Genomic DNA, 26939 nt, shown 5'->3' on the forward strand with positions numbered 1-26939 from the left:
GCATCGGCTGCGCAGGAGTCGACCTCGATGATGCTCATTGCCAACAGGCAACTGCGCTCACCGAGGTCGCCTCGGCCTTGCATCCACCGGCTTCATTGCGACCTCCTACAGCGTGAAGCGCTTTAGGCTCTACAACCGAATTAGCGTCATCCGAGGTTTCTGAAATGAATGTTTTGATCATCGGCAGCGGTGGCCGTGAACACGCCCTGGCCTGGAAAGTGGCTCAGGATCCGCGCGTGCAGAAGGTTTTCGTGGCGCCGGGCAACGCCGGCACCGCCATTGAGGCCAAGTGCGAAAACGTCGCCATCGACGTGCTGGCCCTGGAGCAACTGGCCGACTTCGCCCAGAAGAACGTTTCCCTGACCATCGTCGGCCCGGAAGTGCCGCTGGTGGCCGGCGTCGTCGACCTGTTCCGCGCCCGTGGCCTGGACTGCTTCGGCCCGACCCAGGGTGCCGCGCAGCTCGAAGGTTCGAAGGCCTTCACCAAGGACTTCCTGGCCCGCCACAAGATCCCGACCGCCGACTATCAGAACTTCACCGAGATCGAGCCGGCCCTGGCCTACCTGCGTGAAAAAGGCGCGCCGATCGTGATCAAGGCCGACGGCCTGGCCGCCGGCAAAGGCGTGATCGTCGCCATGACCCTGGCCGAAGCCGAAGACGCCGTGCGCGACATGCTCGCCGGCAACGCCTTCGGCGACGCCGGTTCGCGCGTGGTCATCGAAGAATTCCTCGACGGCGAGGAAGCCAGCTTCATCGTCATGGTCGACGGCAAGAACGTCCTGCCGATGGCCACCAGCCAAGACCACAAGCGCGTCGGCGACGGCGACAGCGGCCCGAACACCGGCGGCATGGGCGCCTACTCCCCGGCCCCGGTGGTCACCGCCGACGTGCACCAGCGCGTGATGGATCAGGTGATCTGGCCGACCGTGCGCGGCATGGCCGCCGAAGGCAACGTCTACACCGGCTTCCTGTACGCGGGGCTGATGATCGACAAGGCCGGCAACCCCAAGGTCATCGAGTTCAACTGCCGCTTCGGCGACCCGGAGACCCAACCGGTGATGCTGCGCCTGCAGTCGAGCCTGGTGCTGCTGGTCGAGGCCGCCCTGGCCCAGGCGCTGGACAAGGTCGAAGCGCAGTGGGATCCGCGCCCGAGCGTCGGCATTGTGCTGGCCGCCGGCGGCTATCCGGGCGACTACGCCAAGGGCGCCGCGATCAACGGCCTGGACGCCGCCGCCGCGCTGGAAGGCAAGGTCTTCCACGCCGGCACCGCGCAAAAGGACGGCCAGATCGTGACCGCCGGCGGCCGGGTGCTCTGCGCCACCGCCATGGGCGACAGCGTCGGCGCAGCCCAGCAACAGGCCTACCGCCTGGCGGCGGCGATCGACTGGGAAGGCTGCTTCTACCGCAAGGACATCGGCTACCGCGCCATCGCCCGTGAGCGTGGCGAATCCCGCTGATCGGTTGTCCGTGACGTCCGGCCGGGGGGCCATCCCCCGGTCGGGCTGTTCCGACGCTGCGCATCGTTATATTCTGGCATCAACCTACGAAGGGATTTCGCCGTGCGCTGGCTCAGGATCGCCATAGGCTTCACCGTCACGCTGTTGACCCTGCTCTGCATGCTGCCGGCCCAGGCCGGACAAGGCAGTGGCTGGGCGGTATTGCTCGACGAACAGGGCAACCTGCAACTGAGCGACATCCGCTCGCCCCGCTACACCAACCAATTCAGCCCCATCGACCTCGACCGCCTCACGGCGGCGGAGCCCGATGGTGCACTGTGGCTGCGCTTCAGGCTGGCCGCCGGCAAGCACGAGCAAGTGCTGCGGATCTTCGCCCCTGACCTGTCGCGCCTCAATCTCTACGTGCTGGACGGCGACACGCTGATCGACCAGCGCGAAAGCGGCACCGGCCAGCCCCAGGTCGACCGGCCGCTGCCCAGCAGCGACTTCCTGGTGCCGCTGCCCCAGCGCGACAAACCCCTTGAGGTCTACCTGCGGCTGGTCTCCGACCACCAGCTGCGCCCGCACATCACCCTGCAGTCGGCGGTGATGTCGGCGGCCAACCAGAACCAGACCCTGCTCTATGGCCTGCTGTTCGGCTGCCTGGGCATGCTGATCCTGCACAACCTGATCCGCTACGGCTACACCCGCTCACGCAGTTGCCTGTGGCTGGCGGTCTGCGAGGGCCTGCTGGGGCTCAGCCTGCTGCTGCTGCTCAACCTCGCCGGGCCCTGGCTGCCGGACTGGCACGCGATCCAGACCCCGGGCGCCTATCTGGCCCTGCTGCTGACCGCACCGGCCGGCCTGATGTTCGCCTTCCGGTTCTTCGCCCCGATCGGCCCGCACCCGCTCAACAAGCTGCTGCTGGCCGACATCCTGATCACCGTGATCTGCGGCCTGCTGCTGTTGTTCGTCAACACCCTGCCGCTGAACATCATCACCTACGCCCTGGTGGCCCTGGCCGGCCTGAGCATGCTGCTGGTCGGCGGCTACCACTGGCAGAAGGGCTACCGTCCGGCGCGGCTGTTCGTCGCCGCCATGGTGGTGTTCAACATCGGCACGCTGATCATCCTGCCGGCCCTGCTGGGCCTGACCCTGGTCGCGCCGCAGGGCCTGATCATGACCCTGATGGGGTTCATCTGCATCAGCGGCCTGCTGATGAGCATCGCCCTGGGCGAGCGTCAGCGCAGCATCACCGAAAGCCGGTTCAGCATCAGCCGCGACCTGGCGGCGAGCAACGCCGAGATCAACGCCAAGGCCGAGTTCCTGGCCAAGATCAGTCACGAGATCCGCACGCCGATGAACGGCGTGCTGGGCATGACCGAACTGCTGCTGGGCACGCCGCTGTCGGTCAAGCAGCGCGACTACGTGCAGACCATCCACAGCGCCGGCAACGAACTGCTGACCCTGATCAACGAGATCCTCGACATTTCCCGCCTCGAATCCGGGCAGATCGAGCTCGACGACGTGCAGTTCGACCTCAACGCCCTGATCGAAGACTGCCTGAGCATCTACCGCGCCAAGGCCGAACAGCAGAACGTCGAGCTGATCAGCTTCATCCAGCCCCAGGTGCCGCGGGTCATCAGCGGCGACCCGACCCGCCTGCGCCAGACCCTGCTGAGCCTTCTGGAAAACGCCCTGAAGAAAACCGACGAAGGCGAAGTGCTGATCGTCGTCGCCCTCGACGACCGCAGCGTCAAGCCGCGCCTGCGCATCGCCGTGCAGGACAGCGGCCAGCCGATGGAGCAGGAAGAGCGCGACGCGCTGCTGCACGCGGAACTGCACAGCAAGCACTTCCTGTCGGCCAACCGCCTGGGCGGCAACCTGGGGCTGGTGATCGCACGGCAACTGATCCGGCTCATGCAGGGCGAGTTCGGCATCAAGAGCGGCGCAAGCCAGGGCAGCACCCTGTGGCTGACCCTGCCGCTGGATCCTGACCGCCTCGAACACCCGACCTCCGACCTCGACAGCCCGCTGCAAGGCGCGCGGGTGCTGGTGGTGGACGACAACGACACCTGCCGCAAAGTGCTGGTGCAGCAGTGCAGCGCCTGGGGCCTGAACGTCAGCGCCGTGCCGTCGGGCAAGGAGGCGTTGGCCCTGCTGCGCACCAAGGCGCACCTGCGCGACTACTTCGACGTGGTGCTGCTGGACCAGAACATGCCGGGCATGACCGGCATGCAGCTGGCGGCCAAGATCAAGGAAGACCCGAGCCTGAACCACGACATCCTGCTGATCATGCTCACCGGCATCAGCAATGCGCCGAGCAAGATCATCGCGCGCAATTCCGGGGTCAAGCGCATCCTGGCCAAGCCGGTGGCCGGCTACACCCTCAAGACCACCCTGGCCGACGAGCTGAACCAGCGCAACAAGGGGCAGGCCGTGTTCCAGCCGCAGCCGGCCGTCCCCGGCGCGGCGGTCAAGGTGCCGAGCGACTTCCGCATCCTGGTGGCCGAAGACAACACGATCTCCACCAAGGTGATCCGCGGCATGCTCGGCAAGCTCAACCTGCAGCCGGACACCGCCAGCAACGGCGAGGAAGCCTTGCAGGCCATGAAGGCCCAGCGCTACGACCTGGTGCTGATGGACTGCGAAATGCCGATCCTCGACGGTTTCTCCGCCACCCAGCAACTGCGGGCGTGGGAAGTCGGCAACCAGCGCATCCGCACGCCGATCGTGGCCCTGACCGCGCACATCCTCGCCGAACACAAGGAACGCGCGCGCCAGGCCGGCATGGACGGCCACATGGCCAAGCCGGTGGAACTGTCGCAACTGCGCGAACTGATCGAACACTGGGTGGCCCAGCGCGATCAGCAGAACCGCAACACGGTGCGAACGCCCTGATCAACCGGCCGGTTCGCAGCGAACACTGTCCGGCGGGCTGAAGTCGATCTCCCTGATGAGATCGACATGCGGCTCCAACCGCTTGGCCAGCGTGTCACGGACGGGATCGAACAGCGGCGCGGCGAGGTCAGCCTGAAAGAAGCGTTGCTCCAGCGGCCCATGGAGCGTGTCCGCGGAGAAGACCCAGGCGTACGGATTGCCCTCGGCGGCGGCCGAAGACTTCAGCGTCACATAGGCGGCGTTCAGGCGAGGGCCGGGTTGCGCCACAACCACCATGAAGCGGTAGCGGTCACTTGCGGCTACCTGATCCTCCCCTTCGGCACCCACCGCTTGCCGGATCCTCCCTTGCAGAAACGCGACGGCAGGATCCGAGACCGGCAATGCCGCGATGGCCTGCAGGACCGGCACCCAGTCCCCTGCCTCGGCCAGCGACGGCTGCAGAACGTCGATCATCCCGCCCATCGCCTTGAACCCGACGCCCTGAGCCGGCGTGACCGTGCTCCACTCCACTTTCCTTTGCAGCCATTGGCCCTTCAGAACTTGCTGCCAGATGGAATACCAATCATCCGGATCGGCCGTGAGAGGAAACTTCTTGTTGGCCGCCAACTGCGCAAACAAGATTGAATGTTGAACATCTTGTATTTCTTGCTCAGCCATCCCGTACGGAAACAAAACGATGGCGCCTGAGTTGGCATAAACCGAGTATTGCTCTTTCATCTTTGCCTCCTGCACATGAAAAAGTGGCGACCACTGTGTGGTCGCCACTCAATGACGTCAAATCAGATTTCCCATTCGCTGATTTGCTTGACGGCACGGTCACCCAACTTGCCGGCAATGATGTCGCGGGTCTTTCCGATGATGGCCGGCACCATGGTCATGCTGGATTCGCCCTTGTACAGGTCCACCGAACTGCTGTCCCAATTCACGAAAAGAACCTTGGTCTGGTTGACCCGGTTGATGAAGCGCACCGCGCCCAGGGTCAGGATCACTTCCTGCCCCTCGGTCTCAAGGCAGGAACCTACCGCAAAACCGCCGGTGCCCTTGTTCTTGATGTTCTGGTCGAAGACCTGAAGCGGCTTGTCGCTGGCCTGCAGCGAAGCCATCGCATCGGTCGCCACCTTCAGCAGGAGCGCCGAGGTCGGCCCGGGGACCGCCGCAGCGGCCAGGGCGGAACCCAGGATGGTCAGCGCCAGTTGATCCATCTTGAAACTCTTGCCGGACGCCGAAGTGGAATCGTAGTACTTCTTCAGGATGATCCAGCCGGCGTCCTGCATGACGGTGAGAAAGGTCTGGTACCACTCCTTGCCCTGGCTTTCCAACGGGTACTTCTTGTTGGCGGCCAACGAGGCGAACAGATAGGTGTTCAGTACATCCGCACGGTTCTGCTCGGACATGCCCGACACGAACGCCAGAATGGCATCGCCCACGACAGAAGCGCGATCAGGCACTTCGATATTGAAGGGCGTCAACCTGTTGAGGCTGCGCGGGGCCAGGGTGATGTCCTGCGGCGTCACATCATAGGCATTCAGTCGTTCCAGGCGGTCGGCTACGGTTACAACAGTGTTTACATTCATGTTTCGTCTTCCTTAGTTAATTAGTTCGACTCTTCCCGAGCCGACAGGACTAACTTACGAAACTCATCAAACCCCCACAAGCCAATGAGTATTTCCAATGAATAACAATAAAAACTTACAACCGCCGACAACTCCTAAATAACGCCAAAAACAACAAAGACAACTAACCAATAAACAAAACACCGAATGCGCCGACAGACCGTCCGGCGCCTGATAGACTCCGCTCAACTTTCGCCGACGCGGGTTTCCATCATGCTCCACGAGTTGTTCAGCGTTTACCTGAAGATGCTGGTGCTCTACAGCCCGTTCTTCGTGCTGTCCTGCTTCATCAGCCTGACCCGCGGCTACTCGCGCAAGGAGCAGCGGCGGCTGGCGTGGAAGGTGGCGATCGCCACGCTGGTCTCCAGCGTCCTGCTGTACCTGTTCGGGCGGGTGATCTTCGATGTGTTCGGTATCACCGTGGACGCGTTCCGCATCGGCGCCGGCAGCGTGCTGTTCATCTCGGCGCTGGGCATGGCCCAGGGCAAACCGGCGGTGCAGGCCGACAACGTGCAGCAGGACGTGACCATCGTGCCGCTGACCATTCCGCTGACCGTCGGTCCCGGCACCATCGGTGCGCTGCTGGTGATGGGCGTCAGCCAGCCGCACTGGGACGACAAGCTCGCGGCGATCATGAGCATCGCCATGGCCAGCTTCACGGTCGGCGTGGTGCTGTTCCTGTCGAACCGCATCGAGCGGATTCTCGGCGACCAGGGGTTGCAGATCGTCAGCCGGTTGATGGGGCTGTTCGTCTGCGCACTGGCGGCGCAGATCATCTTCACGGGGGTAAAGGGTTATCTGGTGCCTTGAGCCGGTCACGCAAAGAGCGCCGCAGGCAATCAGGCCTGCGGCGCTTTCCTTTCGGCGGACCGTCAGTCGGGCCCAGCGCTTGCGAGGCGGCTGCGCGAAGGCGCCAGCAACGTCCCCAGCGCGGCACCGCCCGGCGCGCCCTGTGCAGTGCGCATCAGCTGGACAAGGCGCGAAGCCGACATGGTGGGATAGGCCCCGAACGCAAGAAACACTTCGCCGCGCAGCAGGGGATCGTCACTGCACACATCCCTGAGTATCAGGCAATGTTCGCTGTCGGGGTCGATCAGCACCAAATGGCCGTCAACGATCTGCAACTGCAGCCTCTGCGGATCGTCCAGCAGCCAGACCAGCTTCGCCGGAACCGTCACGGCGTCTGCCGGCACGGGCCGACAGTCGACGATGACTGAATCGCGCTCGAGCCAGAGCGCCGTCGGCAAAAAGTAGGTCACCGCGCCCTGCCCCGCCCGCAGAACCACGGTGCCGACGCCGTCAGGCACCAGCGCAGGCAGATCCGTCACCCGGTTCTGCCCTTCGACCACCATCACCTCGGCATCGCGCTGCACATGCGTGAACGGCCCGAGGCGTTTCGCGTCCGGGTAGACGAGCACACACCGGTCCTGCCGGTCATGCAGCAGCACTTGCTCGCGGCGTCGGGTGCCCAGCAGCTCGTCACCGTCGCGCAGGGCCGTGCCGACGACCCGGACCAGGCAAGCGTTCTCCACGTCGTACCATTGCCGCACACCGGGTTCCGCTTCGGTGGACACAAACCCGTCGTGCTCTACGGAGCGCAGCAGGGCTTGAAGGTTCGGGATCAGATGATCCCCTTGGGCAGTCACCCAGGCGTGGTTGACGCCGGTCACACGCTCAGTTTCCCCGAAGCGCAGAACCAGTTCCACACCGTCCACGGTGGTGCCTCTGAGCCCGGCGCCCTCGCGCCTGACGTCACTGAAACGCCAGTCATCCCACTCCTCCTGCGGTGCGGGCAGCAGGCCGCTGCGCAGCAACTGCGCACCGTTGGCGAACGCTTGTTCCAGAAGCCCGGGATCGACAAAGGCCTGAGAAAGAATCCTGCCGCCGGACGGATCGAACAGCCAGGCCTGGCGCCTGTCCGGCGCCAGACCGAGCAAGCGGACCCGATCACCGTTCGCCGACGCGCACAGCAGCAACCGCTGATCGATGTACCAGGCGCCCAGATGCCCATGCCCTCCATGTTCGAGCAAACCGATGAGGGCGAAGCGATCCACCGGATAACGTTGCGCGACCGCCTTGAGCGTCTCCCACCAGCGGGAGCGGCCCTGCAGCCAGTGCTCGGTCAGCCCGCCGAACTGCAGCCGGCCGTCGGTGTTCAGGTTGAAGAAGTGCCCGTCTTCGGTGATGGCGACATAGCCACCCGGCGTCGTGACCACCTGTTTGAGCCGATCAGGCTCGATCCACGCATGCGACCAGCGCCCCTCCCCCGGCATCCGCTGCAACCGGCAAAGGCGTTGGGCCGAGCGGTCGTAAACCACGTACACCTCTTCGTCATTCGCCGGAACCAGCAACGTCAACCGATCCAGGTTCCTGGTCGAGTCGTCCCAGCCCCGCGGTTGCCCCGGCGCCGGCAGAGGGTTGATCAGCAGACGGTCGCGACCGCGGATCCAGACCAGGTCCCGCCGCGCCTCATCCATCTGCCAACACACCGAAACGTAGGGTGCCGGCGCCCATCCGATCGTCGTGTCGCTTTCCTTCGCGGACGAGCCCGCTTGCGGCCAATGCTCCCCCAACACCGACGCCCAGCGCGCCAGCCTCTCCCCGGCAAAGGCCTGTGCCCGCAGCTTGGGGGTTGATCCGCAAGTCACCGAGCAAAGCAGCAATTGCCGGTCATGAATCAGGTAACCCAGTTCTTTGACACGCCCTCGGTCGACGGACATCTGCACCACGTGAATCATCCCTCGGGCATCGGCTTCGATGCGCTGGATCGAACTTTCGCCGGGCATCAGCAGCAATCGGTACTCCGCCTGGGGCAGGCCGCTGACGGCATCGACTTGCCAGACCAGAAAGGATGACGGCTCATAGAAATAGGCCGAGCCGCCGGACACCAGAGCCAACTGCGTCTTGTCGGAACCGCTGATTGCCAGGTCGCGCATGTACAGGAAACGGTCTTCGTGCGCGTCGTACCAGGCCTTGGTGTGACGCGGCGTCTGCGGTGGCTCGAACGGGATCAAGTAGTTGTCGACCGGCGTGTACGGCAGAACCAGGCGATGGTCGTGCGCAAGCGTTTTGTAGCGTTCAAGCAACGCCGTCTCATCGAGGCCGTCGGGTGCCGTGTCCTGCAGCAGATCCAGTTTCGCGGAAACCAGGTCGACGCTGAACACACGCCGGTCGGCCAGAGCCAGCGCGACGTCATGCCGGCCCTTGCCGATGAACTTGACGCGAATGCCGTCGATCAGCAGTCCCCCTTCCACTTTCTTGATCGCCTGCTCGCTGGCCCAATCGGCCCGCAGCACCCAACGGCAATGTGTGAAGCGGGTCGAATGCAATTCGACCGACACCCCCGGGTTGAGCAACAGCGTGCAGGTGCCGCCCGCGCCCTTGAGCGCGTAGGTCAGCAACCCGTGCCATGCCGGCGGCACAATCGGTACCGCCAGCTGCCGCTCGGCCGCATCCAGCCGCACCTCGACGGTCGTGGGGAGGTAGTTGGGGAACAGGCGATGCACGATGTAGTGACTGGGGAAGGAGTAGAAGGAGAACAGGAATTTCCATTGCCCGCTGCCATCCTTGCGCTCAAGACGGCGCGCCGCATCGAAACCGGCGTCATGACGCCATGACGCGAACGGCAAGGCCTGGTATTCATAGCTGTAGTTCGTGTTCGGCGTGCACGGCAGAACGACGCATTGCCCGGCGGGCAACGGTGCCTTGATCCGGCTGGAAATCCCCCACGTCTGACGGATACCGAAGGCTTCCTTGTCATCCGGGTTGATGCCCGGTACGCCGAAGTGGTCGCGCAGCCTGAACAGTTTCGGGCTGCCGAGCGTCAAGGTGCCGGTGCCCAGGTCGACGCACTCGATGATCAGGGAAGACGGATCCACCACCCACGCCTGCAACGCCTCGTCGAAGCGGTAGACGGCGCCGTTCCAGGCCTTTTCCAGATGGTCGAAAAACAGCCCGACGGTTTTCGCCTCTTCGGCGATGATGGCGAAGCCCTGGGCCAGCGCCGCCGCCCCGATCGCCAGGCCACCCAGGATGACGCCCGCCCCGCCGAGTACCGCAGCGGCCGTGCCGGCCCCCGTGGCGGCCGCCGCCAGCCCCCCCAACCCCGCGACGAGACCTGCCGAGTCGAACGCCAACTGCGTGCCGAAACGGGCCACCTCCACCTCGCGCTTCGCGGTCGCCAATTGGTAGATGTCAAAACCCACGTTGGCCAGCCCCAGCAGCGATCCCACCCCTTCATCGGCGACGTGGCCCAGCGCTTCGCCGACCAGCGGGGCGCAGGTGCGGGCAATGACCGGCTCCTGGTTGATCGCAGCGGCATACAGTCTCATCAGGCCGGCCGCATCCACGGCCAGGCCATGGGCGAGCTGCGCATAATTCACGTAGCCGTGCAGGCGTACCGCCAGGGTCAGTGTGCGGTCATCCCCTTCACGCTCACGCAACGCCATCATCAGCGACTGCAGCGCGAAGCCGGCATTGAGCGTATGGACCGCGCCCGCCTCGACAGGCCCCGACGGCAGCACCGCCCCTTGGGGTTTGCCCACCAGGGTCGAGAATCGCTCGGTCAGCCACTGCCTGATGCGCAGCAACCGGTGATCCTTGCTGGCGACCTGCACCACATGGGTCGCGTCCAGAGGATCGACCAGGGTTATCCGGTAGGCGCTGTCAGGCGTGACTTCAAGCGTTTCGAACAACGGCACCCAAGGTCTGGGCGAGGCGTGCAACGCCTGCAGCCCCACCGTCGCATCGGCGATCTGCCGGGCCCACCAGCGGCTGTCCAGATCCAGCAGGCTACGTCCCAGATGGGCATTGTCGCTCAGTGACCGGCCACGGGCACTGGCCACCCGCCGGCGGATCGGAAGGGCCGAGGGCTGCCCCGGCAAAGTGTCGGACTCCAGCAGGTGCGCCAGCCGCAACCCGGCGGAGAGCGGCAACGCGGACACCCGCTCGCCCTGAAGCTCGATCACATCGAACATCGGCCGGCCGGGCTCACCGAATGCGGCGTAGTGGCCGGCCATGCCTGCGCCGACGAAGAAATCCTCCAGCGCCTGCTGGAACGCGGCGGGCTCCTTGAATCCGAACAGACCGAAGTTGGGATCGAAGAAATGCAGCGTGGCGCCGCCGGCATCCGCAGCCGTCTTCGCCACGAGCAGCACGTGATTGTCGGAGATGAGCATCAGGCCGAGGCGGTCGCCGGAGGCCTCCAGCCTGGTGCGGATCCCGCTCAGGTCCATCCGCGCCGCAGGCCTGCCCACCTCGCTCAACGGTACATCGCGCAGCGTCTCCAGTCCGTTCAGAAAGGCGATGGAATCACTCTGCTCAGGCTCCAGGACCGCCAGGTAAAAGCGCTCGCGCAGACGCCGGGAGGCCTGCTCACCCTGCGCCAAAGCGGCCCCCATCACCAAGGACAACGGATAGCAGCGCCCTGCGAGGTCGTCCCCCGAACCTTGCAGCAGCAGATCCTGCGGCACCAGCTTGACGCTGGCCGCGTCGAAGCGCTGCAGCACCTGTTCCACGCGCTCCTGCACCTGGATCCGGTGTTCCAGCGTGGCAAGCTGTCGGATCTGCGCCACATGACGCCCCCATTGGAACGGTGTGTGCGCATTGAGCATCACGCTCTTCATCAGGTCCAGCGCCCTGCCGGAGGCAGGCGCCGGTTCATCGGCGACACTGGCCAGCCCCTCCAGGAAACCGGGTGGACGGCGCTTGAACAGATGCCGTTCGAGGGCGGCGTAACGATTGGAGCTTCCCCGTTCGCCGATGCTGTTGGCCAGGTTGTCCAGCTCGCTGTGCAACTGCACCAGACGCCGGTTGTCCAGCGAGTCCGCGCCCAGCAGAGCGCCCAACGCCAGACGCTGCACCGGGTCGGCCTGCACAACGTGCAGGGTGCCTTTGGCGAGCATGCCCAAGACTTCGTCCACCCCTGCGCCTGCGGTCCCGGTTTCACCCGCAAAGGCCGGCGGGAGGACATCCAGCGGCTGCGCCTTGATGGCCTGCCGATCCTCGAAGCGCAGCGGCAGCGGCTTGTCGAACCTGACCTCACCGTCCAGACCGCTGCGCATGGCCTGCACCAACGGTTCTCCCAAGGCGTCGACCAGCCGTTGCAGGACACCGCTCAGGAGCACAGCCCGTCCTTCGATCACGGGCCAGCCGGACTGGAACTCGACCGTCGAATGCTTGAGCAACTGGGCGATGTCGCCGCCGTAACGGATGGCATACCGACCGTCCCGCCAATGGGCCTGTTCGTCGCTGACCCACTTCAACGAATCGGTTCCGTTGTCCTTCCAGGAATGATCCTGTTCTTCTTCCGTCATGCGGTTGACCGTCGCCGAAGGGACGATGACCAGGTCGTTGCCCAGCGCCGCAGCGCCCTGCGGCGTGAAATGCCGCTTCTGGTAGTTGCGCATGCCGTCACGCATGGCGGCAGGCCCTGTCAGGTAGATGGTGCCCTCGCTTTGCGGGCGAATGCCGTCACGGAAGTAACCGGCAGCGGCGTCGGCCAGCAAACCGGCGAAGATTTCCTCTTCCATCGGCAGTTCGGGCAACGGCCCCAACGCCTGCTCAACGGTCTCGTGCGCAAGCGACACCATGCTCTCGTTGTCGCTGAACGCCACCCCTCGCTCCCGGGCCAGCTTCGCTGCGCCATCGACGACGGCATAGCTCAGGCGCATGCGTTCCAGCACCGCCTCGATCATCCCGGCACCGGGGTGAGCCATGAGGAAAGCATTGCTCAACGAATTGGACTCCGCGACAGCACGCAGTTCGAACGGTCTCGCCGACCGCTCTGCCGGTCGCCGAAAGACGTCTCCCAGCGACGGATGGCTGCTGGCGAACGCATCGAGGGCGGCCCTGGACTGTTCAGGGATACGTTCGAAGTAGGAGATGTAGCGGCCGCGAACGGCCTGCCGGCCCGGCATCCAGTCAGGGTTGCGGTCGAGCAACAGTTGCAAGGCCCCGAGCCGGGCATCGGCGCCCCAGCCGGTGATGTCGACCGCGCCGAGCCGCTCCGCCAGCGGCGGCAAGCCGTCGACATCCGCATAGCTGCCGCCCTCGCTGACCAGCGCATGCAGGCGCACGATGTCGGAGGCCGCCGCCAGGTTGCCGCGCAGGCGGATTTCCCGTTCGTAGAGGTGCTGCAGCGCCATCGGCGCCTCAAGGTCGCCAAGGTCGCGCAGCGTCAGGACGTCGTCCCCGAAGGCCGCGACGCTGAGCAGGTTTTGCGTGATCCGTTCCCGCAACGCATCGGCATCCTGGCCATAGGCACGCACCAGAAGATCGATCCTGGCGTCATCCGCCGACCGGCCGGCGGCGACGGCCGCCTCGATATGGGCCTGCATCTGCTGCTTGAGCACGATCGCCCGCGCTTCATACAGCGTCGCCAGTTCATCCGCTGTGACGCTTCGGCCGTCCACCTGCGCAAGGGCATCGGCCTTCGCGGCCTCGACGATCAGCTTGTTGGTGTGGTGGGCCAGCAGCGCATCGCTGTCGTACCAGAGATTGAGGACATGGCCGGTGCCGGCCATCACCCGTTTCCAGAGATTGAGGTAATCGCGCTGAATCTCGCCGACGCCCCCGCCGAGCCAGACGAAATGCATGATCTTCGGCACTTCGGTGGCTGGCGTTCGCAGTTGTTCAAGGCTGCGCTGCACGCGGGTTTCATAGTCGGCGATCTTTTCGCAGATCGGCGTCAATCCGTCCGCCGGCCCCTTTCCGGCACCGGTCTGACGCATCGGTTCCAGTGTTTGTCTCAGCAGCGCCAGCGGCTCCTGCAACCTGTGCAACTCAAGCTTTGCGATACAGGCGAAGTAGTAACGCAACACCGCGTCGTGTTCCTGACTGCCCTTGAATGGGCTCAATGCCTGTTCCAGCGCGCTCAACTTGAACAGTTCGATGAACTCACAGTACGCCTCATCCTTTTTGATTTTTGCATCCTGCATGGAATGTATGCCTCGACATCACTGATCATTTTTGAAGTACGCAGAATTGCGTCCAACAGGAAACTACTCAGCGCAGGCCCCCGGCTCCATTGACAACGAATGCAATTCTTTTCAAAAACAGAACAACGAAACATGCTCAAACCAAATGATGCCGACAATGTTTATCGGCACTTTTCGAGCCTGTTCCGAGCACTCCTGTTTGCACCACAAAAAAGGCCGTGAAACTTTCCGTTTCACGGCCTTCCTTAATACAACGACACGTTTTTCACGTTGTCACGACGTTGGTTTTTCACCGTACCAACGCGGCGTGTAGACCCACTCCCCGCCTTCCGCACGGGGGAACGTGCACGTCGTTGAAGAGCCGATCAGCACCATGGTGCGCATGTCCACCTGATCCGGCGTCAGCGCACCCAGCGTGGTCGTGCGCAGGGTCTGGCCCGGACGGCCGATGTCGCGGCCCAGCACCACCGGCGTCTGCGGCGCGCGGTGCCGGGCGACGATCTCCAGCGCACGGCCCAGTTGCCAGGGACGTGCGCGGGAGATCGGGTTGTAGAACGCCAGGGCCAGGTCCGCTTCGGCGGCCAGATCCAGACGCTTCTCGATGATCGACCACGGCTTGAGGTTGTCCGACAGCGACATCACGCAGAAGTCATGCCCCAACGGCGCGCCGGCCTGGGCAGCCGTCGCGAGGGACGCAGACACCCCCGGCAGGATTTCCAGCTCGACGCTGTGCCACGCCGGATCGTCCGACTCGTGCAACGCCTCAAGCACCGCCGCCGCCATGGCGAACACGCCCGGGTCGCCGGACGACACCACGATCACCGAACGCCCCTCGGCCGCCAGCCGGAACGCATGGCGGGCGCGCTGCATCTCTTCGCGGTTGTCGGTGCAGTGCTGGATCTGATCGTCGCGGAACGGGCCGGCCATGCGCACGTAGGTTTCGTAGCCGAGCACGTCGGTGGCCCGGGCCAGTTCGGCCTTCACCGCCGGCACCATCAGTTCGGCGGCGCCGGGGCCGAGGCCGATCACGGCCAGGCGTCCGCGCGGGCGGCCGATCCTGTCGACCGAAAGCGGCTGATCGGCCACGGCGATGGCAATGCGCGAGGACACTTCGATGACCTTCGCGCCTGGGACGGCCGCGCGGGCCAGCCCGGCGATGTCATTCGCGGCGGCGACAAAACGCAGCGGCACACCCAGCTCCAGCGCGGTTTCACGCAATGCCGGATCCGTCATTCGGGTGTCGGCGGCGACCAGGCAGGCCAGCGACGGCAACGCCACATCGGCCGCCTGCAGCGCGGCGCGAATGTGCTGCGCACCTTCGGCACTCACCGCCACCGCGACGTTGCGCGGGTAGATCCGCAACTCATCGGCGCTCACCGCCTGCGCATCGCTGCCGACATGGATCGAACGCTGCGCCTGGGGATCCTGCGGCAACTGCGCCTGATCCAGCCACGGCGCAGCGCCTTCGATGCGCACACGGTGCCCGGCCAACAGATCGGAGACAAAACGTTTACCCGACTCCAGGTCGCTCAGCACGTAGCCTTCCGGCGGATTGAGCAGGCAGGTGCCGAAGCGCAGCTCGCCGCTGGTGGTGATCGCCGCCGCGACCTGCAGGCCGGCCGCGATCTCCCTGGCCATGACGTTGACGCCACCCAGGCCGCCCAGCAGCGGCACCACGGCGCTGCCGTTCTCGGCGACGGCCAGCACCGCCGGCTCAGCGCCCTTTTCCAGAAGGAGCGGGGCCAGGGTGCGGATGACGATGCCCGCCGCGCACAGGGCGACGATCGGCGTCCCCTGCGCGTACAGCTCACGCAAGGCGGCGCCGAATTCGGCGTAGGTGCGGTCGGCGCCGTCGACCCGTCCGGCCAGGCCCAGGACCTGCGCCGTCGGGTAGACCTGCTGAATGCGGCGGGCCGTGGCCAGGCTGCCCTGGCCGAGGATGACGATGGCTGGAGGCATGGGAGTCATCAGCCTTGCCACCGTTCGCCGGGAACGATGATCAGCGAGAAGTACGGCGACGACATCGGTTCGACCTCATCCAGCGGCACGATTTTCTGGTTGGCCATGGTCGCGCGCTCGACGTAGAGCGCACGCCCGGCCAGGCCGAGCTCGTCCAGCACCTGGCGCACCTTGGGGAAATTGCGTCCCAGCTTCATGACCACCGCCGCGTCGGCATCCGCCAGGCGCCGCTTCAGCTCTTCGTGCGGCAATACGCCGGAGAGCACCGACAAGCTCTGGTTGCGGTACACCAGCGGCGCGCCCAGCACCGAGGCGCCGCCGAGCATCGAGCAGACGCCAGGCACCACTTCGGCTTCGTAGCGGGCGGCGAGGCGGTCGTGCAGGTACATGTAGGAGCCGTAGAAGAACGGATCGCCTTCGCAGATCACCGCCACGTCGCGGCCGGCGTCCAGGTGCGCGGCCACCTCTTCGGCGGCGCCGTCGTAGAAGTCGCTGATCACCTGTTCATAGGACAGCGGCGCCGGCAGCGCTTCGGTGGTCACCGGGTAGACCAGCGGCAGCAGGTTCTGTGCGTCCTGCAGGTGCGCCTCGATGATGCCGAAGGCGTTGCCTTTCTTGCCCTTGGCCACGAAGTAGGCCACCACCGGCGACTCGCGCAGCAGGCGCAAGGCCTTCACGGTGATCAGCTCCGGGTCGCCGGGGCCCACGCCCAGGCCGATCAAGCGTCCTTTTGCCTGCATCATTCGATCTCCGTGGCGAGTGCGTTGACGGCGGCGGCGGCCATGGCGCTGCCGCCGAGGCGGCCCTGCATGATCACGAACGGCACGCCGCGGCTGTCGGCGGCCAGCGCGGCCTTGGATTCGGCAGCGCCGACGAAGCCCACCGGGAAGCCCAGGATCAACGCCGGTTTCGGGGCGCCGGCATCGATCATCTCCAGCAGGTAGAACAGGGCGGTCGGCGCGTTGCCGATCACCACCACGCTGCCTTCCAGGTGCTCGCGCCACAGCTCCAACGCGACGGCGGAACGGGTGTTGCCCAGCTCGCGGGCCAGCGCCGGCACACGCTCGTCGCGCAGGGTGCAGATCACCGGGTTGTCCGCCGGCAGGCGTGCGCGGGTGATGCCCTCGGCCACCATGCGCGCATCGCACAGGATCGGCGCCCCGGCGGCCAGCGCATCGCGCCCGGCCTTGCCCGCGCCTTCGGAAAACTGCAGGCCGTCGACCGCCTCGACCATGCCGCAGGCGTGGATCACCCGCACCGCGAGTTTTTCGAGGTCGGCCGGAATGCGCGCCAGGTCGGCCTCGGCGCGGATGATCGCGAAGGAGTTGCGATAGATCTCCTGACCGTCGCGGATGTAATCAAGCATCAAGGGGGCTCCGTGAGCGGGCGGCGAGCAAGCTCGCGGCCGCGTCGATAGTGAGGTTTTGAGCGTGCAGCGCGCCGAAGCCGGGCAACGCCGCATCGCGCAGATAAAGGTCATAGTGGCCGGGGCCGACGGCCAGCAGCGTCGCCGGGGCACGGTGTGCGGCGGCGCAGGAACGCGGGCAGCCGGACAGGTGCACGGCCTGGGCCTGCGGCAGCAGCGCGGCCAGCCGGCGGGCGTCGGCCTTGGTGTCGGCCAGGCCTTTGCCGCAGCCGCTGGCGCCGGTGCAGGCGATCACGGCAGTGAGCGGATCGCGTGCCTGGGTGCGCAGACCCAATTGCTCAAGCCCGAGCAACACCTGCCCGGCGTCGGCCTCTTCGATGTTCGGCAGCAGCAGGCTTTGCCACGGGGTGAACCGCAGGCTGCCGTCGCCGAACCGTCGCGAAAGGTCCGCGACGCCACGCAGCATCGCCGGGTCGAGACGCCCCAGCGGCGGCACCGCGCCGACGTAGACCCGTCCCGGCACGTGCAGCCGGTGAACGCCGATGTGCAGCGCACCGTCAGCCTGCGGGCGCTGCCAGCCGTCGAGGGCCATGAGCGGCACGCGCGCCCCGAGCCGTTCGAGGAAGGCCGGCAGCGGCAGTTCATCCAGCAGATGGCGCATCCGCGTCTGCTCCGGGCGCGCCGACTCGAGGAACAACTCCAGCACCGCGACAATCAACTCATGGCCGTCCTCCAGCGCCACCGCCGCCGACGCAGGTTCCGTCGGGCAACCGGCCAGGCCGAAGGCCAACAACGCCTGCCCGTCGCGATCCCAGGCCGACAGCCACAGGTCATGCGGATGTTCGAGCATCGCCAGGGCTTCGCCGCCGTCCAGCTGCACGGCGAACTTGGCGCTCAGTTCATGAAAGCGCGGATGGCATTGCAGGGTTTCGAGGATCTGCTGCGCCAGCGGACGGGTGTCGAAACGCATCTGCCGGTCGATCCCGGCAGACGGGCTGAGCATCAGGTTGCGCACATCGTCGCCGGCGGCGGTGCGCGGCCCGAGCCCTGCGGCCAGCAGCTGGTCGATCAGGGCTGCGGAGCGGTCGCCGATCCCGCGGATCTGCAGGTTGGCGCGGTTGGTCGCCTCGATGACGCCGCCGGCGAAGCGCTCGGCGGCCTCGGCCACCGCCTCGGCCTGGTCCGCCGTGATCGATCCACCGTCGAGCTTGATCCGGCAGATGCCGCCGTCCAGCGCCTGGACAATGCGCAGCAATCCCGGACAGGCCGAGGGGCGAAGGGCGGTGGACATCGGACGTTCGTTCAAGGGTTGACCGGCTGGGTGGGCACGTGGGCGGGCGAAAGGCTGCCATTATGCCTGCTTTGCCCGAGGCCATGAAAAGCCTGACGGTCGGAAACCCTCCACCAGGCTGCACGGCACGCCCGAGAAGCGGCTACAGCTCGTAATCCTTGAACCCGAACGACAGTTTTTCCATGGCCTTTGCCACGCTCGGCCGTCGGGCCTCCATGACCCTGCGCGAGATCACCACCCGCCGGGCCCGGATGTCCAGCTGGGTCATGGCCTGCGAGATGTCCCAGAACAGATAGCGGGTGTTCAGGCTGGATTTGATGAACCGCACATGGGTGACGACCAGTTCCATGTCGCCGGCCGCGTTGTAGCTGACCGGCACGATCTTCAGGTCGAAGGCCTTCCCGCTGAGCCCTTTGGTCGCCTCCAGCAGATCGGCCCTGCGCTCGAGCGAGGTCAGCCCGGCCTCCACGCCGGCCACCTGGGCACGGGACAGCAGCGCGGTGGCGACCCTGATCCACGCCTGCTTCACGCTGCCGGAAAACTGTGGCTGAACGTATTCCACGGACGGCTGGTCACGGTTCCAGCCATGGGACCACAAAAGATCGGCGCAATAGTCGATCCACCGTCCCGGCTGGGTACTGCTGTTGTAGACGCGGTCGGCCTCTCTCTTGGCCAGATAGGTGCAATCGCGCGCAAAACCATAGTCCGCCATCGGCTGCCCCCGGACACCGGTGAGCAAGACATCGCCCACCAGCGTCGCTTCATGCCCGAACGACCCTGTTCCTTCATTCATTTCCCTATTCCTTGCTGCCAACCCTGGCATGCCTGTTTGTTTAGGCTGCACCCTAGCAAACGCCCCGGGCAGGACAACCGGCTTTCCACGACATGAAGTTTCAGCGGCAACCGGCCGGCGCCAGACGCCGTCAGCCGCGTTATCATGCCGCCTTGACCCATAACCCCGGATTGAGGAGCGGCATGGCGCCCTGGCTGACAGTGGTAGGTATCGGAGAGGACGGCTTCAAGGGACTGGGCAGGAATGCCCGGCGCGCCCTGATGGACGCCTCGCGGATCGTCGGCGGCCAGCGCCAGCTGGATCTGCTGCCGGTGTGCATCCGTGGCGAGCGCCAGCTGTGGCCGAGCCCGTTTTCGCTGGCGCCGGTGCTGGAGCGCCGGGGCGAGGCGGTGTGCGTGCTGGCCAGTGGCGATCCGATGTTCTACGGCGTCGGCGCCAGCCTGGCCCGTCAGGTGCCGGGCGACGAGATGAGCGTCCTGCCGGCGCCGTCCTCCTGCTCGCTGGCCGCCGCACGGCTCGGTTGGCCGTTGCAGGACGTGGTGACGCTGTCCCTGGTCGCCCGCCCCCTGGCGGCGCTCAACGCGCAGCTGTCCAATGGCGTGCGCCTGTTGCTGTTGAGCAACGACGCCCAGAGCCCGGCGGCGGTCGCGGCGCTGCTGCGCGAGCGCGGGTTCGGCCCGAGCCGCCTCACGGTGCTCGAGCATCTGGGCGGCGACGCCGAGCGCCGCATCGACGGCACCGCCGACGACTGGAACGCCCCGGTCGTCGCCGACCTTAACGTGATCGCCCTCCAATGCCTGGCCGACACCGGCGCCCCGCGCCTGTCGCGCCTGGCCGGGCTGCCGGACTCGGCGTTCCGCCACGACGGCCAGTTGACCAAGCGCGATGTGCGCGCCGTCACCCTCGCCCGCCTCGCACCGTGCCCCGGCGAGCTGCTGTGGGACGTCGGCGCCGGCAGCGGCTCCATCGGCATCGAATGGATGCGCGCCCATCCCAGTTGCCGGGCGCTGGCCATCGAGGCCGACGAGGGCCGCCAGCAACTGATCGAACACAACCGCGACGCCTTGGGCGTGCCCGGCCTGCAACTGGTTCGCGGCCGCGCGCCCGAGGCGCTCGCTGGCCTTGAACGTCCGGACGCAGTGTTCATCGGCGGCGGCGTCACCCGCGAGAACGTCTTCGAAACCTGCTGGGCGCAGCTCAAGCCCGGCGGCCGGCTGGTGGCCAACGCGGTGACCCTGCAGAGCGAGACCGCGCTGATGCACTGGCGCGAACGCCACGGCGGCGAACTGACCCGCCTCCACGTCGCCCAGGCGCAGCCGCTGGGCGGTTTCGACACTTGGCGCCAGGCGCTGCCGATCACCCTGCTGGAACTGGTCAAACCCCTCGATGCGTGACGAAACCGCCGAACAACCCGCCCCCCTGCGCAGCGGCCTGACCACCGGCAGCTGCGCCACCGCCACCAGCCTCGCCGCCGCGCGGCTGCTGCTCGGCGGCGCCCCAGCGGACGCGGTGCAGATCACCCTGCCCAAGGGCAAGCAGGTGCAGATGCGCCTGGAGTTCTGCCGCTTGACCGGCGACGGCGCCGAGGCCGGCACGATCAAGGACGCCGGCGACGACCCCGACGTGACCCACGGCGCCCTGCTCTACTCGCAGGTGCGGCTGAGCGCTGAACCCGGGATCCGCTTCAACGCCGGCAAAGGGGTCGGCACCGTGACCCGGCCGGGGCTGGTGCTGGCCGTCGGCGAGCCGGCGATCAACCCGGTGCCGCGCAAGATGATCAGCGACCACCTGACCCTGCTCGCCGAAGAGACCGGCTATGGCGGCGGCTTCGACGTCACCGTCAACGTCGAGGGCGGCGAGGCCCTGGCGCTGAAGACCATGAACCCGCGCCTGGGCATCCTCGGCGGGCTGTCGATCCTCGGCACCAGCGGGATCGTCCGGCCGTTCTCCTGCGCGGCCTACATCGCCTCGATCCATCAGGGCATCGACGTCGCCAAGACCAACGGCTACCTGCACATCGCCGCCTGCACCGGCAACGCCAGCGAGGACACCATGCGCCGGGTCTACGGCCTGCCGGAAATCGCCCTGATCGAAATGGGCGACTTCGTCGGCGCGGTGCTCAAACACCTGCGCAAAGTGCCTGTGGACAAGCTCAGCCTGTGCGGCGGCTTCGGCAAGATCAGCAAACTGGCGGCCGGACACATGGACCTGCATTCGCGCCATTCGAGCATCGACCTGCCGCAACTGGCCGGTTGGGCGGCGGCGGTGGGCGCCGATGCGGCCTTGCAGCAACGCATCCGCGAAGCCAACACCAGCCAGCAGGCGCTGACGATGGCCAGCGCGGCGGGCATCGCCCTCGGCGACGAGGTTTGCCGCCACGCGCTGGAGTTCGCCCGCAGCGTGGTGCCGGCGCAAGTGCAGGTCGAAGTCTTCGCGATCGACCGCCAAGGCGGCATCGTCGGCCATGCGGGAGCGTTTCGATGAAGCGGATCCTGTTGCTCGGCGGCGTCACCGAAGCGCTGGCCATCGCCCGCACCCTGGGGCCGCCACACATCTACAGCCTGGCCGGCATCGGCCGGGTGCCGACCGACCTGACCTGCCGGGTGCGCACCGGCGGCTACGGCGGCGCCGAAGGCCTGGCGCAGTTCATCCGCGACGAGGGCATCGGCCTGCTGCTCGACGCCACCCACCCCTACGCCGCGCAAATCAGCCACAACGCGGTGAGCGCGGCGCAACGGACGGGCATCCCCTGCTGGGCCCTGCGCCGCCCCGCGTGGCAAGCCGAACCCGGCGACGACTGGCGCGAAGTGGCCGACTGGTCCGAACTGGTCAAGGCGCTCGAACCCTTCCGCCGCCCGCTGTTCACCTTGGGCCGCGAACCCTTGCAGCACCTGGACGAAATCCCCGCGCACCAGTTCTGGACCCTGCGCGCGCTCGACGTCTACCCCGGCAACGAACGCTGCGAAGTCATCGGCGCCCGTGGACCGTTCCTGATCGAGGACGAACGGGCGCTGTTCGAGCAGCGGCGGATCGACGTGCTGATCAGCAAGAACAGCGGCAGCGCGGCGACCGAGCCGAAGCTGGCGGTGGCGCGGGAGCGTGGGGTGCCGGTGATTGTGTTGGGTCGGCCGGTGTTGCCGGAGGTGGATCGGGTGTTTTTGACGCTTGAAGATACACTTGCCGCATTGGAGACAGGTCGCTGATGAGGCAAGATCCACGCCTTGCATGATAAGTAACCTATTTGTTACCTTCAGGGCCGTCTGTGATCTCACTCGAAGAATATCTACAAGAAAACGATTCAAGCCCTTTTGGCCGGTGGCTTGCCACTCTGAATGCGCAGGCCGCAGCCAGGGTCTCGACTGCCTTGGTTCGATTGGAGATGGGCAACACTTCCAATATCAAGTGGTTAGATGGTCTTGGCGAATACAGAATCAACTGGGGGCCGGGGTACAGGATCTATCTGACGCAAGAAGGAAAACGTCTGATCATTCTTTTCGGTGGAGGGGACAAGTCCACTCAGAAAAAGGACATCAAACAAGCGAAAGCGCTGATAGCGGAATTTCGAACCCGAAAGAAAGCTGAACAGAACCGGAGGTGATGTGATGGTTCTCACTCGAAGCTACAAACATTCAATTGCCGAACGCGCCCAGCGTGACCCGGAATTTGCTCAGGCACTGCTTGACGAGGCTGCGACGCTGTTCCTGAATGGCGAACCCGAAATGGCCAGAATCATACTGCGCGACCTCGTGAACGCGACCGTAGGTTTCGAAGAACTCGCAAGAGAGACTGAAAAGCCAAGTAAAAGCCTGCATCGCATGCTGTCCGCCAAAGGCAATCCGAGCATGGACAATCTGGCGAAAATCTTTTCAGTAATTCGCGCTACGCTTGGTGTAGATATGGAAGTTCATGCGGTACCGGCGAACTGAGCGAAAGACTGATGGATTTGCTGCGACACCAAACCGCACGACGCTTTTTTACTTATCGGCCCTGATCAGGCTAAATAGCCGCGCCTGATCGCCCACCCGACGGATCCGTCCCATGAACCGACACCGGCTTGCCATTGCCTGGATCGCCTGCTTCGCAGTGCTGTTCAACATGCTCGCCATGCCGTTGACGGGTTCGATGGCCCAGGCGGCGCAGTCGCCGGCCGAACAGTTGCTGTGGAGCAGTTTCTGCACCGGCAGCGGGACGAAGATGGTGGCGGTGTCCATCGGCACCGTCGACCAGAAGGCCCCCCAGGGCGGCGACGACCATTCCACCATGCAGCATTGCTGGTGCTGCTCAGGCGCAGCGCCGGTGCTGGCGTTGCCCGGGCATACGCCGCAGCTGTATTTCGCCCGTTACGAAAGCAACCGCAGCGTGGCGCCCGTCACCCTGCAGACGCCTTCACCGCGCCAGCAATGGCCCAACCTCAATCCCCGCGCCTCCCCTCTGGCTTGATTTGTTGCCGCATTTGACCTGCGTTTCAAATCGATCTGGAGAACCGTCATGCTGAACAAATTCATCGTCCTGGCCGCGCTGCTGTTGCCTGCGTGCTTCGCCCATGCCCACGACTACAAGGCCGGCGAGCTGGAAATCGCCCACCCATGGTCGCAGGAACTGCCGCCCAACGCCCCGACCGTCGCCGCCTATTTCGTGATCCACAATGCCGGCAAGACCGACGATCGCCTGCTCGGCGTCGATTCCCCGATCGCCCCCAAGGCCGAACTGCACGAGCATGTGATGCAGGGCGACCTGATGAAGATGCAGCAAGTGCCGAACGTGGCGATCCCGGCGGGCGGCAACGTGACCTTCGCGCCGATGGCGTACCACGTGATGCTGATGAACCCCAGCGACCGCAGCCTGCTCAGCGACGGCAAGCGCTTCCCGCTGACCCTGCACTTCGAGAAGGCCGGTGACGTGACCGTCGAAGTCGCCGTGCAGAAGGAAGCGCCGCAGGCCATGGCGGCCCACGCGCACGCCCAGTAACCGCAACGGCAGACGCCGGCCATGCGCCCGCTGAGCGCCAGGCCCTTCCAGCAACGCCGTCAGGCCAGAGACCTGACCCGCGGCAGCTGGATCGCCCTGTTCGCCATGTTGATGATCTTCATCGGCCCGCTGGTTTCCCAGTCGATGCCGATGGACTCGCACGCCTCCATGAACATGCCGATGAGCATGGACATGGACATGGGCATGCCGGGCATGGATCACGCCGCGCCGGACGCGCAACCGGCCGCCGAGCACTGCCCGCCGCAGTCATCCCGCCACGTGATGTGGGAGAAGTGCGGTTACTGCAGCCTGCTGTTCAACTGCCCGGCGCTGACCGGCGGCGGCAGCTTCGCCACGTTCAGCATCCCGCTGGCCACCACCTTCACGCCACCCTCCCCGCGCCTGGGCCATCCCCGGCAGACCTTCTTCCCCGGCGCCCGCACCCGCGCCCCGCCCGTCGCAGCGTAGACACCCACCTCTGATTGCACACGGTCAAGAAGACAGCCCCAGGCTGCCGCCCGTGTCGTTTACGACTGTCCGATGGAAATTGTCATGTCCAGGTTTTCCGCTGTCCCGCGTTTGAGCCCTGCCCGAACGTCCTTTGCCCTGACCGAATTCCGCGTTCGCTTCAGGCACGCCACCGCCGTCCTTTGCGGCGTCCTGCTGTCCCCGCTGGCATTGGCCGATGAACACGCCGGCCACAGCGCCGCCGGAAGTGAAGAACTGAGCCCGACGGTGATCACCGCCCTGGCCCCGAGCTCGCCGCTGACCGTCGTCACCAACCCCAAGGATCCGCGCCAGCCCGTACCCGCCAGCGACGGCGGCGACTACCTCAAGACCATCCCCGGCTTCGCCCTGGTGCGCAACGGCGGCACCAACGGCGACCCGGTGCTGCGCGGCATGTTCGGTTCGCGCCTGAACATCCTCACCAACGGCAGCGTGATGCTCGGCGCCTGCCCCGGCCGGATGGACGCACCGACCTCGTACATCTCCCCCGAGACCTACGACAAGCTCACCGTGATCAAGGGCCCGCAGACCGTGCTCTACGGCCCCGGCGCCTCGGCCGGCACGATCCTGTTCGAACGCGAGCCGGAGCGCTTCGGCGAGCTCGGCACCCGGGTCAACGCCAGTGTGCTGGCGGGCTCCAACGGGCGCTTCGACAAAGTGGTGGATGCCGCCGCCGGCGGCTCGCTGGGCTACGTGCGGGTGATCGGCAACACCGCCCACTCCGACGATTACCGCGACGGCAACAACGACACCGTCGCCTCGCGCTACGACAAGTGGAACGGCGATGTGGCGCTGGGCTGGACGCCGGACGCCGACACCCTGCTGGAACTGACCGCCGGCCGCGGCGACGGCGAAGCGCGCTACGCCGGGCGCGGCATGGACGGCTCGCAGTTCCTGCGCGAAAGCCTGGGCCTGCGTTTCGAGAAGTCCGACATCACCGACGTGCTGGAGAAACTGGAGGCGCAGGTCTACTACAACTACGCCGACCACGTGATGGACAACTACACCCTGCGCACGCCGTCCGGCACCGGGATGATGGCCGGGCCGATGGCCTCCAACGTCGACCGGCGCACCCTCGGCGCACGGATCAAGGCGACCTGGCGCTGGGCCGACATCCAGTTGGTCACCGGCCTCGACGCGCAGACCGACGAGCACCGCCAGCGCGCCGCCATGGGCATCGACGCCTACAAGGACGTGCCGCGCAACAAGGACGCCGATTTCCACAACTACGGCGTGTTCAGCGAACTGACCTGGTACGCCGCCGACCGCGACCGACTGATCACCGGCGCCCGGGTGGACCGCGCCTCGGCCAAGGATTACCGCCAGCGCATCGGCTCGGGCATGATGTCGCGCCCCAACCCGACCGCCGACGACACCCGCGCCGACACCCTGCCCAGCGGCTTCGTGCGTTACGAGCATGACCTAGCCAACACCCCGACCACGCTGTATGCGGGCCTGGGCCACGCCCAGCGCTTCCCGGACTACTGGGAGCTGTTTTCGCCCAAGTCCGGCCCGGCGGGTTCGCTGAACGCGTTCGATTCGATCAAGCCGGAAAAGACCACCCAGCTCGACTTCGGCGTGAACTACAAGAGCGCCGACCTCGACGCCTGGGCCTCGGGCTACATCGGCCAGGTGCGCGACTACATCCTGTTCGACTACACGGGCATGGCCTCCCGCGCCGAGAACATCGACGCCCGGATCATGGGCGGCGAGCTCGGGGCCGCCTACCGGCTCACCGAAAACTGGAAAGCCGACGCGACCCTGGCCTACGCCTGGGGCAAGAACAGCAGCGACGGCACGGCATTGCCGCAGATGCCGCCGCTGGACGCGCGGTTCGGCCTGACCTACAGCGAAGACGACTGGAGCGCCGGCGCCCTGTGGCGGGTGGTGGCCGCGCAGAACCGCATCGACCAGAACAAAGGCAACGTGGTCGGCAAGGACTACGACAAGAGTTCGGGCTTCGGCGTGTTCTCGCTCAACGGTGCCTATCGGATCAACCGGCACTGGAAGGTCAGCACCGGCGTCGACAACCTGTTCGGCAAGGCTTACGCCGAACACCTGAACCTGGCGGGCAACGCCGGGTTCGGCTACCCGGCCAACGACCCGCAAGCGATCAAGGAGCCGGGGCGCACGCTCTGGACCAAGGTGGACATGAGTTTCTAAAGCAT

The 26939-nt window shown here is 66.0% G+C and carries 20 protein-coding genes; 12 read left to right on the forward strand and 8 right to left on the reverse strand.

All coding sequences use genetic code 11. The features are described from left to right. Nucleotides 1–164 precede the first annotated feature (164 nt). Together purD and CAG41_RS22135 are read left to right on the forward strand one after the other, a co-directional pair. Nucleotides 165–1457 (forward strand): phosphoribosylamine--glycine ligase, encoded by a 1293-nt coding sequence (gene purD / locus CAG41_RS22130; protein ID WP_085582718.1) that lies wholly within the window; start codon nucleotides 165–167, stop codon nucleotides 1455–1457. 102 nt (nucleotides 1458–1559) lie between these two features. Continuing rightward, nucleotides 1560–4337 (forward strand): hybrid sensor histidine kinase/response regulator, encoded by a 2778-nt coding sequence (locus CAG41_RS22135; protein ID WP_085582720.1) that lies wholly within the window; start codon nucleotides 1560–1562, stop codon nucleotides 4335–4337. Here CAG41_RS22135 and CAG41_RS22140 read toward each other — a convergent pair whose 3' ends face one another. Together CAG41_RS22140 and CAG41_RS22145 are read right to left on the reverse strand one after the other, a co-directional pair. Next, nucleotides 4338–5054 (reverse strand): hypothetical protein, encoded by a 717-nt coding sequence (locus tag CAG41_RS22140; protein ID WP_085582722.1) that lies wholly within the window; start codon nucleotides 5052–5054, stop codon nucleotides 4338–4340. 62 nt (nucleotides 5055–5116) lie between these two features. Beyond that, entirely contained in the window at nucleotides 5117–5911 is a 795-nt protein-coding gene (locus CAG41_RS22145) for a hypothetical protein (RefSeq protein ID WP_085722051.1), read from the reverse strand. Nucleotides 5912–6163: 252 nt separating this feature from the next. On the opposite strand from CAG41_RS22145, the gene CAG41_RS22150 reads away from it, so the two are divergent. Beyond that, the gene (locus tag CAG41_RS22150; RefSeq protein ID WP_085582726.1) at nucleotides 6164–6760 is read left to right on the forward strand and encodes a MarC family protein; all 597 of its coding nucleotides are present in this window, start codon (nucleotides 6164–6166) and stop codon (nucleotides 6758–6760) included. 62 nt (nucleotides 6761–6822) lie between these two features. On the opposite strand, the gene CAG41_RS22155 is transcribed toward CAG41_RS22150, so the two are convergent. The 6 genes from CAG41_RS22155 to CAG41_RS22180 all read right to left on the reverse strand — a co-directional run bounded on the left by CAG41_RS22155 (nucleotide 6823) and on the right by CAG41_RS22180 (nucleotide 19296). After that, nucleotides 6823–13887, reverse strand: a complete 7065-nt coding sequence (locus CAG41_RS22155) for a TcdA/TcdB pore-forming domain-containing protein (RefSeq protein WP_085707475.1) — start codon at nucleotides 13885–13887, stop codon at nucleotides 6823–6825. Between the two features lie 273 nt (nucleotides 13888–14160). Then, nucleotides 14161–15855 (reverse strand): precorrin-3B C(17)-methyltransferase, encoded by a 1695-nt coding sequence (gene cobJ, locus CAG41_RS22160; RefSeq protein ID WP_085707476.1) that lies wholly within the window; start codon nucleotides 15853–15855, stop codon nucleotides 14161–14163. Next, complete coding sequence (locus tag CAG41_RS22165; protein ID WP_371856109.1) at nucleotides 15855–16589, reverse strand: precorrin-2 C(20)-methyltransferase; 735 nt, start codon at nucleotides 16587–16589, stop codon at nucleotides 15855–15857. The genes cobJ and CAG41_RS22165 overlap by 1 nt, the downstream gene beginning before the upstream one ends. Then, nucleotides 16586–17212, reverse strand: a complete 627-nt coding sequence (locus CAG41_RS22170) for a precorrin-8X methylmutase (RefSeq protein ID WP_085582734.1) — start codon at nucleotides 17210–17212, stop codon at nucleotides 16586–16588. The genes CAG41_RS22165 and CAG41_RS22170 overlap by 4 nt, the downstream gene beginning before the upstream one ends. Beyond that, complete coding sequence (cobG, locus tag CAG41_RS22175; protein ID WP_085656619.1) at nucleotides 17205–18503, reverse strand: precorrin-3B synthase; 1299 nt, start codon at nucleotides 18501–18503, stop codon at nucleotides 17205–17207. The genes CAG41_RS22170 and cobG overlap by 8 nt, the downstream gene beginning before the upstream one ends. Before the next feature lie 142 nt (nucleotides 18504–18645). Then, nucleotides 18646–19296 (reverse strand): hypothetical protein, encoded by a 651-nt coding sequence (locus CAG41_RS22180; protein ID WP_085582738.1) that lies wholly within the window; start codon nucleotides 19294–19296, stop codon nucleotides 18646–18648. A 182-nt stretch (nucleotides 19297–19478) separates the two neighbouring features. Between CAG41_RS22180 and cbiE the strand changes: the two genes are divergently transcribed. From cbiE to CAG41_RS22225, 9 genes are all read left to right on the forward strand, one after another. Continuing rightward, entirely contained in the window at nucleotides 19479–20690 is a 1212-nt protein-coding gene (cbiE, locus tag CAG41_RS22185) for a precorrin-6y C5,15-methyltransferase (decarboxylating) subunit CbiE (RefSeq protein WP_085707477.1), read from the forward strand. After that, a complete protein-coding gene (locus CAG41_RS22190) occupies nucleotides 20683–21780 on the forward strand; it encodes a cobalt-precorrin-5B (C(1))-methyltransferase (protein ID WP_085707478.1) in 1098 nt (365 codons plus the stop codon). Before cbiE ends, CAG41_RS22190 begins: the two co-directional genes overlap by 8 nt. Then, nucleotides 21777–22499, forward strand: coding sequence for a cobalt-precorrin-6A reductase (locus tag CAG41_RS22195; RefSeq protein ID WP_085707479.1), 723 nt, complete (start codon nucleotides 21777–21779; stop codon nucleotides 22497–22499). Before CAG41_RS22190 ends, CAG41_RS22195 begins: the two co-directional genes overlap by 4 nt. A gap of 59 nt (nucleotides 22500–22558) precedes the next feature. Then, complete coding sequence (locus CAG41_RS22200; RefSeq protein ID WP_085707480.1) at nucleotides 22559–22894, forward strand: type II toxin-antitoxin system RelE/ParE family toxin; 336 nt, start codon at nucleotides 22559–22561, stop codon at nucleotides 22892–22894. A gap of 4 nt (nucleotides 22895–22898) precedes the next feature. After that, entirely contained in the window at nucleotides 22899–23222 is a 324-nt protein-coding gene (locus CAG41_RS22205; RefSeq protein WP_085582748.1) for a DNA-binding protein, read from the forward strand. 112 nt (nucleotides 23223–23334) lie between these two features. Continuing rightward, nucleotides 23335–23736 (forward strand): DUF2946 domain-containing protein, encoded by a 402-nt coding sequence (locus CAG41_RS22210; protein WP_085582750.1) that lies wholly within the window; start codon nucleotides 23335–23337, stop codon nucleotides 23734–23736. 48 nt (nucleotides 23737–23784) lie between these two features. Then, nucleotides 23785–24264, forward strand: a complete 480-nt coding sequence (locus CAG41_RS22215; protein ID WP_085582752.1) for a copper chaperone PCu(A)C — start codon at nucleotides 23785–23787, stop codon at nucleotides 24262–24264. Nucleotides 24265–24285: 21 nt separating this feature from the next. Next, nucleotides 24286–24732, forward strand: a complete 447-nt coding sequence (locus tag CAG41_RS22220) for a DUF2946 domain-containing protein (protein WP_085707481.1) — start codon at nucleotides 24286–24288, stop codon at nucleotides 24730–24732. A gap of 84 nt (nucleotides 24733–24816) precedes the next feature. Continuing rightward, nucleotides 24817–26934 (forward strand): TonB-dependent copper receptor, encoded by a 2118-nt coding sequence (locus CAG41_RS22225; protein WP_085707482.1) that lies wholly within the window; start codon nucleotides 24817–24819, stop codon nucleotides 26932–26934. Nucleotides 26935–26939 lie beyond the last annotated feature (5 nt).

Origin of the sequence: Pseudomonas sp. B35(2017) (assembly GCF_002113645.1) — a bacterium.
Lineage (GTDB): Bacteria > Pseudomonadota > Gammaproteobacteria > Pseudomonadales > Pseudomonadaceae > Aquipseudomonas > Aquipseudomonas ekonensis.

What these genes read in the sequence shown, in the direction of transcription:
- cbiE (WP_085707477.1), top strand. Translation starts at nt 19,479, where the DNA reads ATGGCGCCCTGGCTGACAGTGGTAGGTATCGGAGAGGACGGCTTCAAG.
- CAG41_RS22205 (WP_085582748.1), top strand. Translation starts at nt 22,899, where the DNA reads ATGGTTCTCACTCGAAGCTACAAACATTCAATTGCCGAACGCGCCCAG.
- cobJ (WP_085707476.1), bottom strand. Translation starts at nt 15,855, where the DNA reads ATGACTCCCATGCCTCCAGCCATCGTCATCCTCGGCCAGGGCAGCCTG.
- CAG41_RS22145 (WP_085722051.1), bottom strand. Translation starts at nt 5,911, where the DNA reads ATGAATGTAAACACTGTTGTAACCGTAGCCGACCGCCTGGAACGACTG.
- CAG41_RS22195 (WP_085707479.1), top strand. Translation starts at nt 21,777, where the DNA reads ATGAAGCGGATCCTGTTGCTCGGCGGCGTCACCGAAGCGCTGGCCATC.
- CAG41_RS22155 (WP_085707475.1), bottom strand. Translation starts at nt 13,887, where the DNA reads ATGCAGGATGCAAAAATCAAAAAGGATGAGGCGTACTGTGAGTTCATC.
- CAG41_RS22225 (WP_085707482.1), top strand. Translation starts at nt 24,817, where the DNA reads ATGTCCAGGTTTTCCGCTGTCCCGCGTTTGAGCCCTGCCCGAACGTCC.
- CAG41_RS22220 (WP_085707481.1), top strand. Translation starts at nt 24,286, where the DNA reads ATGCGCCCGCTGAGCGCCAGGCCCTTCCAGCAACGCCGTCAGGCCAGA.
- CAG41_RS22140 (WP_085582722.1), bottom strand. Translation starts at nt 5,054, where the DNA reads ATGAAAGAGCAATACTCGGTTTATGCCAACTCAGGCGCCATCGTTTTG.
- CAG41_RS22180 (WP_085582738.1), bottom strand. Translation starts at nt 19,296, where the DNA reads ATGAATGAAGGAACAGGGTCGTTCGGGCATGAAGCGACGCTGGTGGGC.
- CAG41_RS22150 (WP_085582726.1), top strand. Translation starts at nt 6,164, where the DNA reads ATGCTCCACGAGTTGTTCAGCGTTTACCTGAAGATGCTGGTGCTCTAC.
- CAG41_RS22170 (WP_085582734.1), bottom strand. Translation starts at nt 17,212, where the DNA reads ATGCTTGATTACATCCGCGACGGTCAGGAGATCTATCGCAACTCCTTC.
- CAG41_RS22165 (WP_371856109.1), bottom strand. Translation starts at nt 16,589, where the DNA reads ATGATGCAGGCAAAAGGACGCTTGATCGGCCTGGGCGTGGGCCCCGGC.
- CAG41_RS22210 (WP_085582750.1), top strand. Translation starts at nt 23,335, where the DNA reads ATGAACCGACACCGGCTTGCCATTGCCTGGATCGCCTGCTTCGCAGTG.
- purD (WP_085582718.1), top strand. Translation starts at nt 165, where the DNA reads ATGAATGTTTTGATCATCGGCAGCGGTGGCCGTGAACACGCCCTGGCC.
- CAG41_RS22190 (WP_085707478.1), top strand. Translation starts at nt 20,683, where the DNA reads ATGCGTGACGAAACCGCCGAACAACCCGCCCCCCTGCGCAGCGGCCTG.
- CAG41_RS22215 (WP_085582752.1), top strand. Translation starts at nt 23,785, where the DNA reads ATGCTGAACAAATTCATCGTCCTGGCCGCGCTGCTGTTGCCTGCGTGC.
- cobG (WP_085656619.1), bottom strand. Translation starts at nt 18,503, where the DNA reads ATGTCCACCGCCCTTCGCCCCTCGGCCTGTCCGGGATTGCTGCGCATT.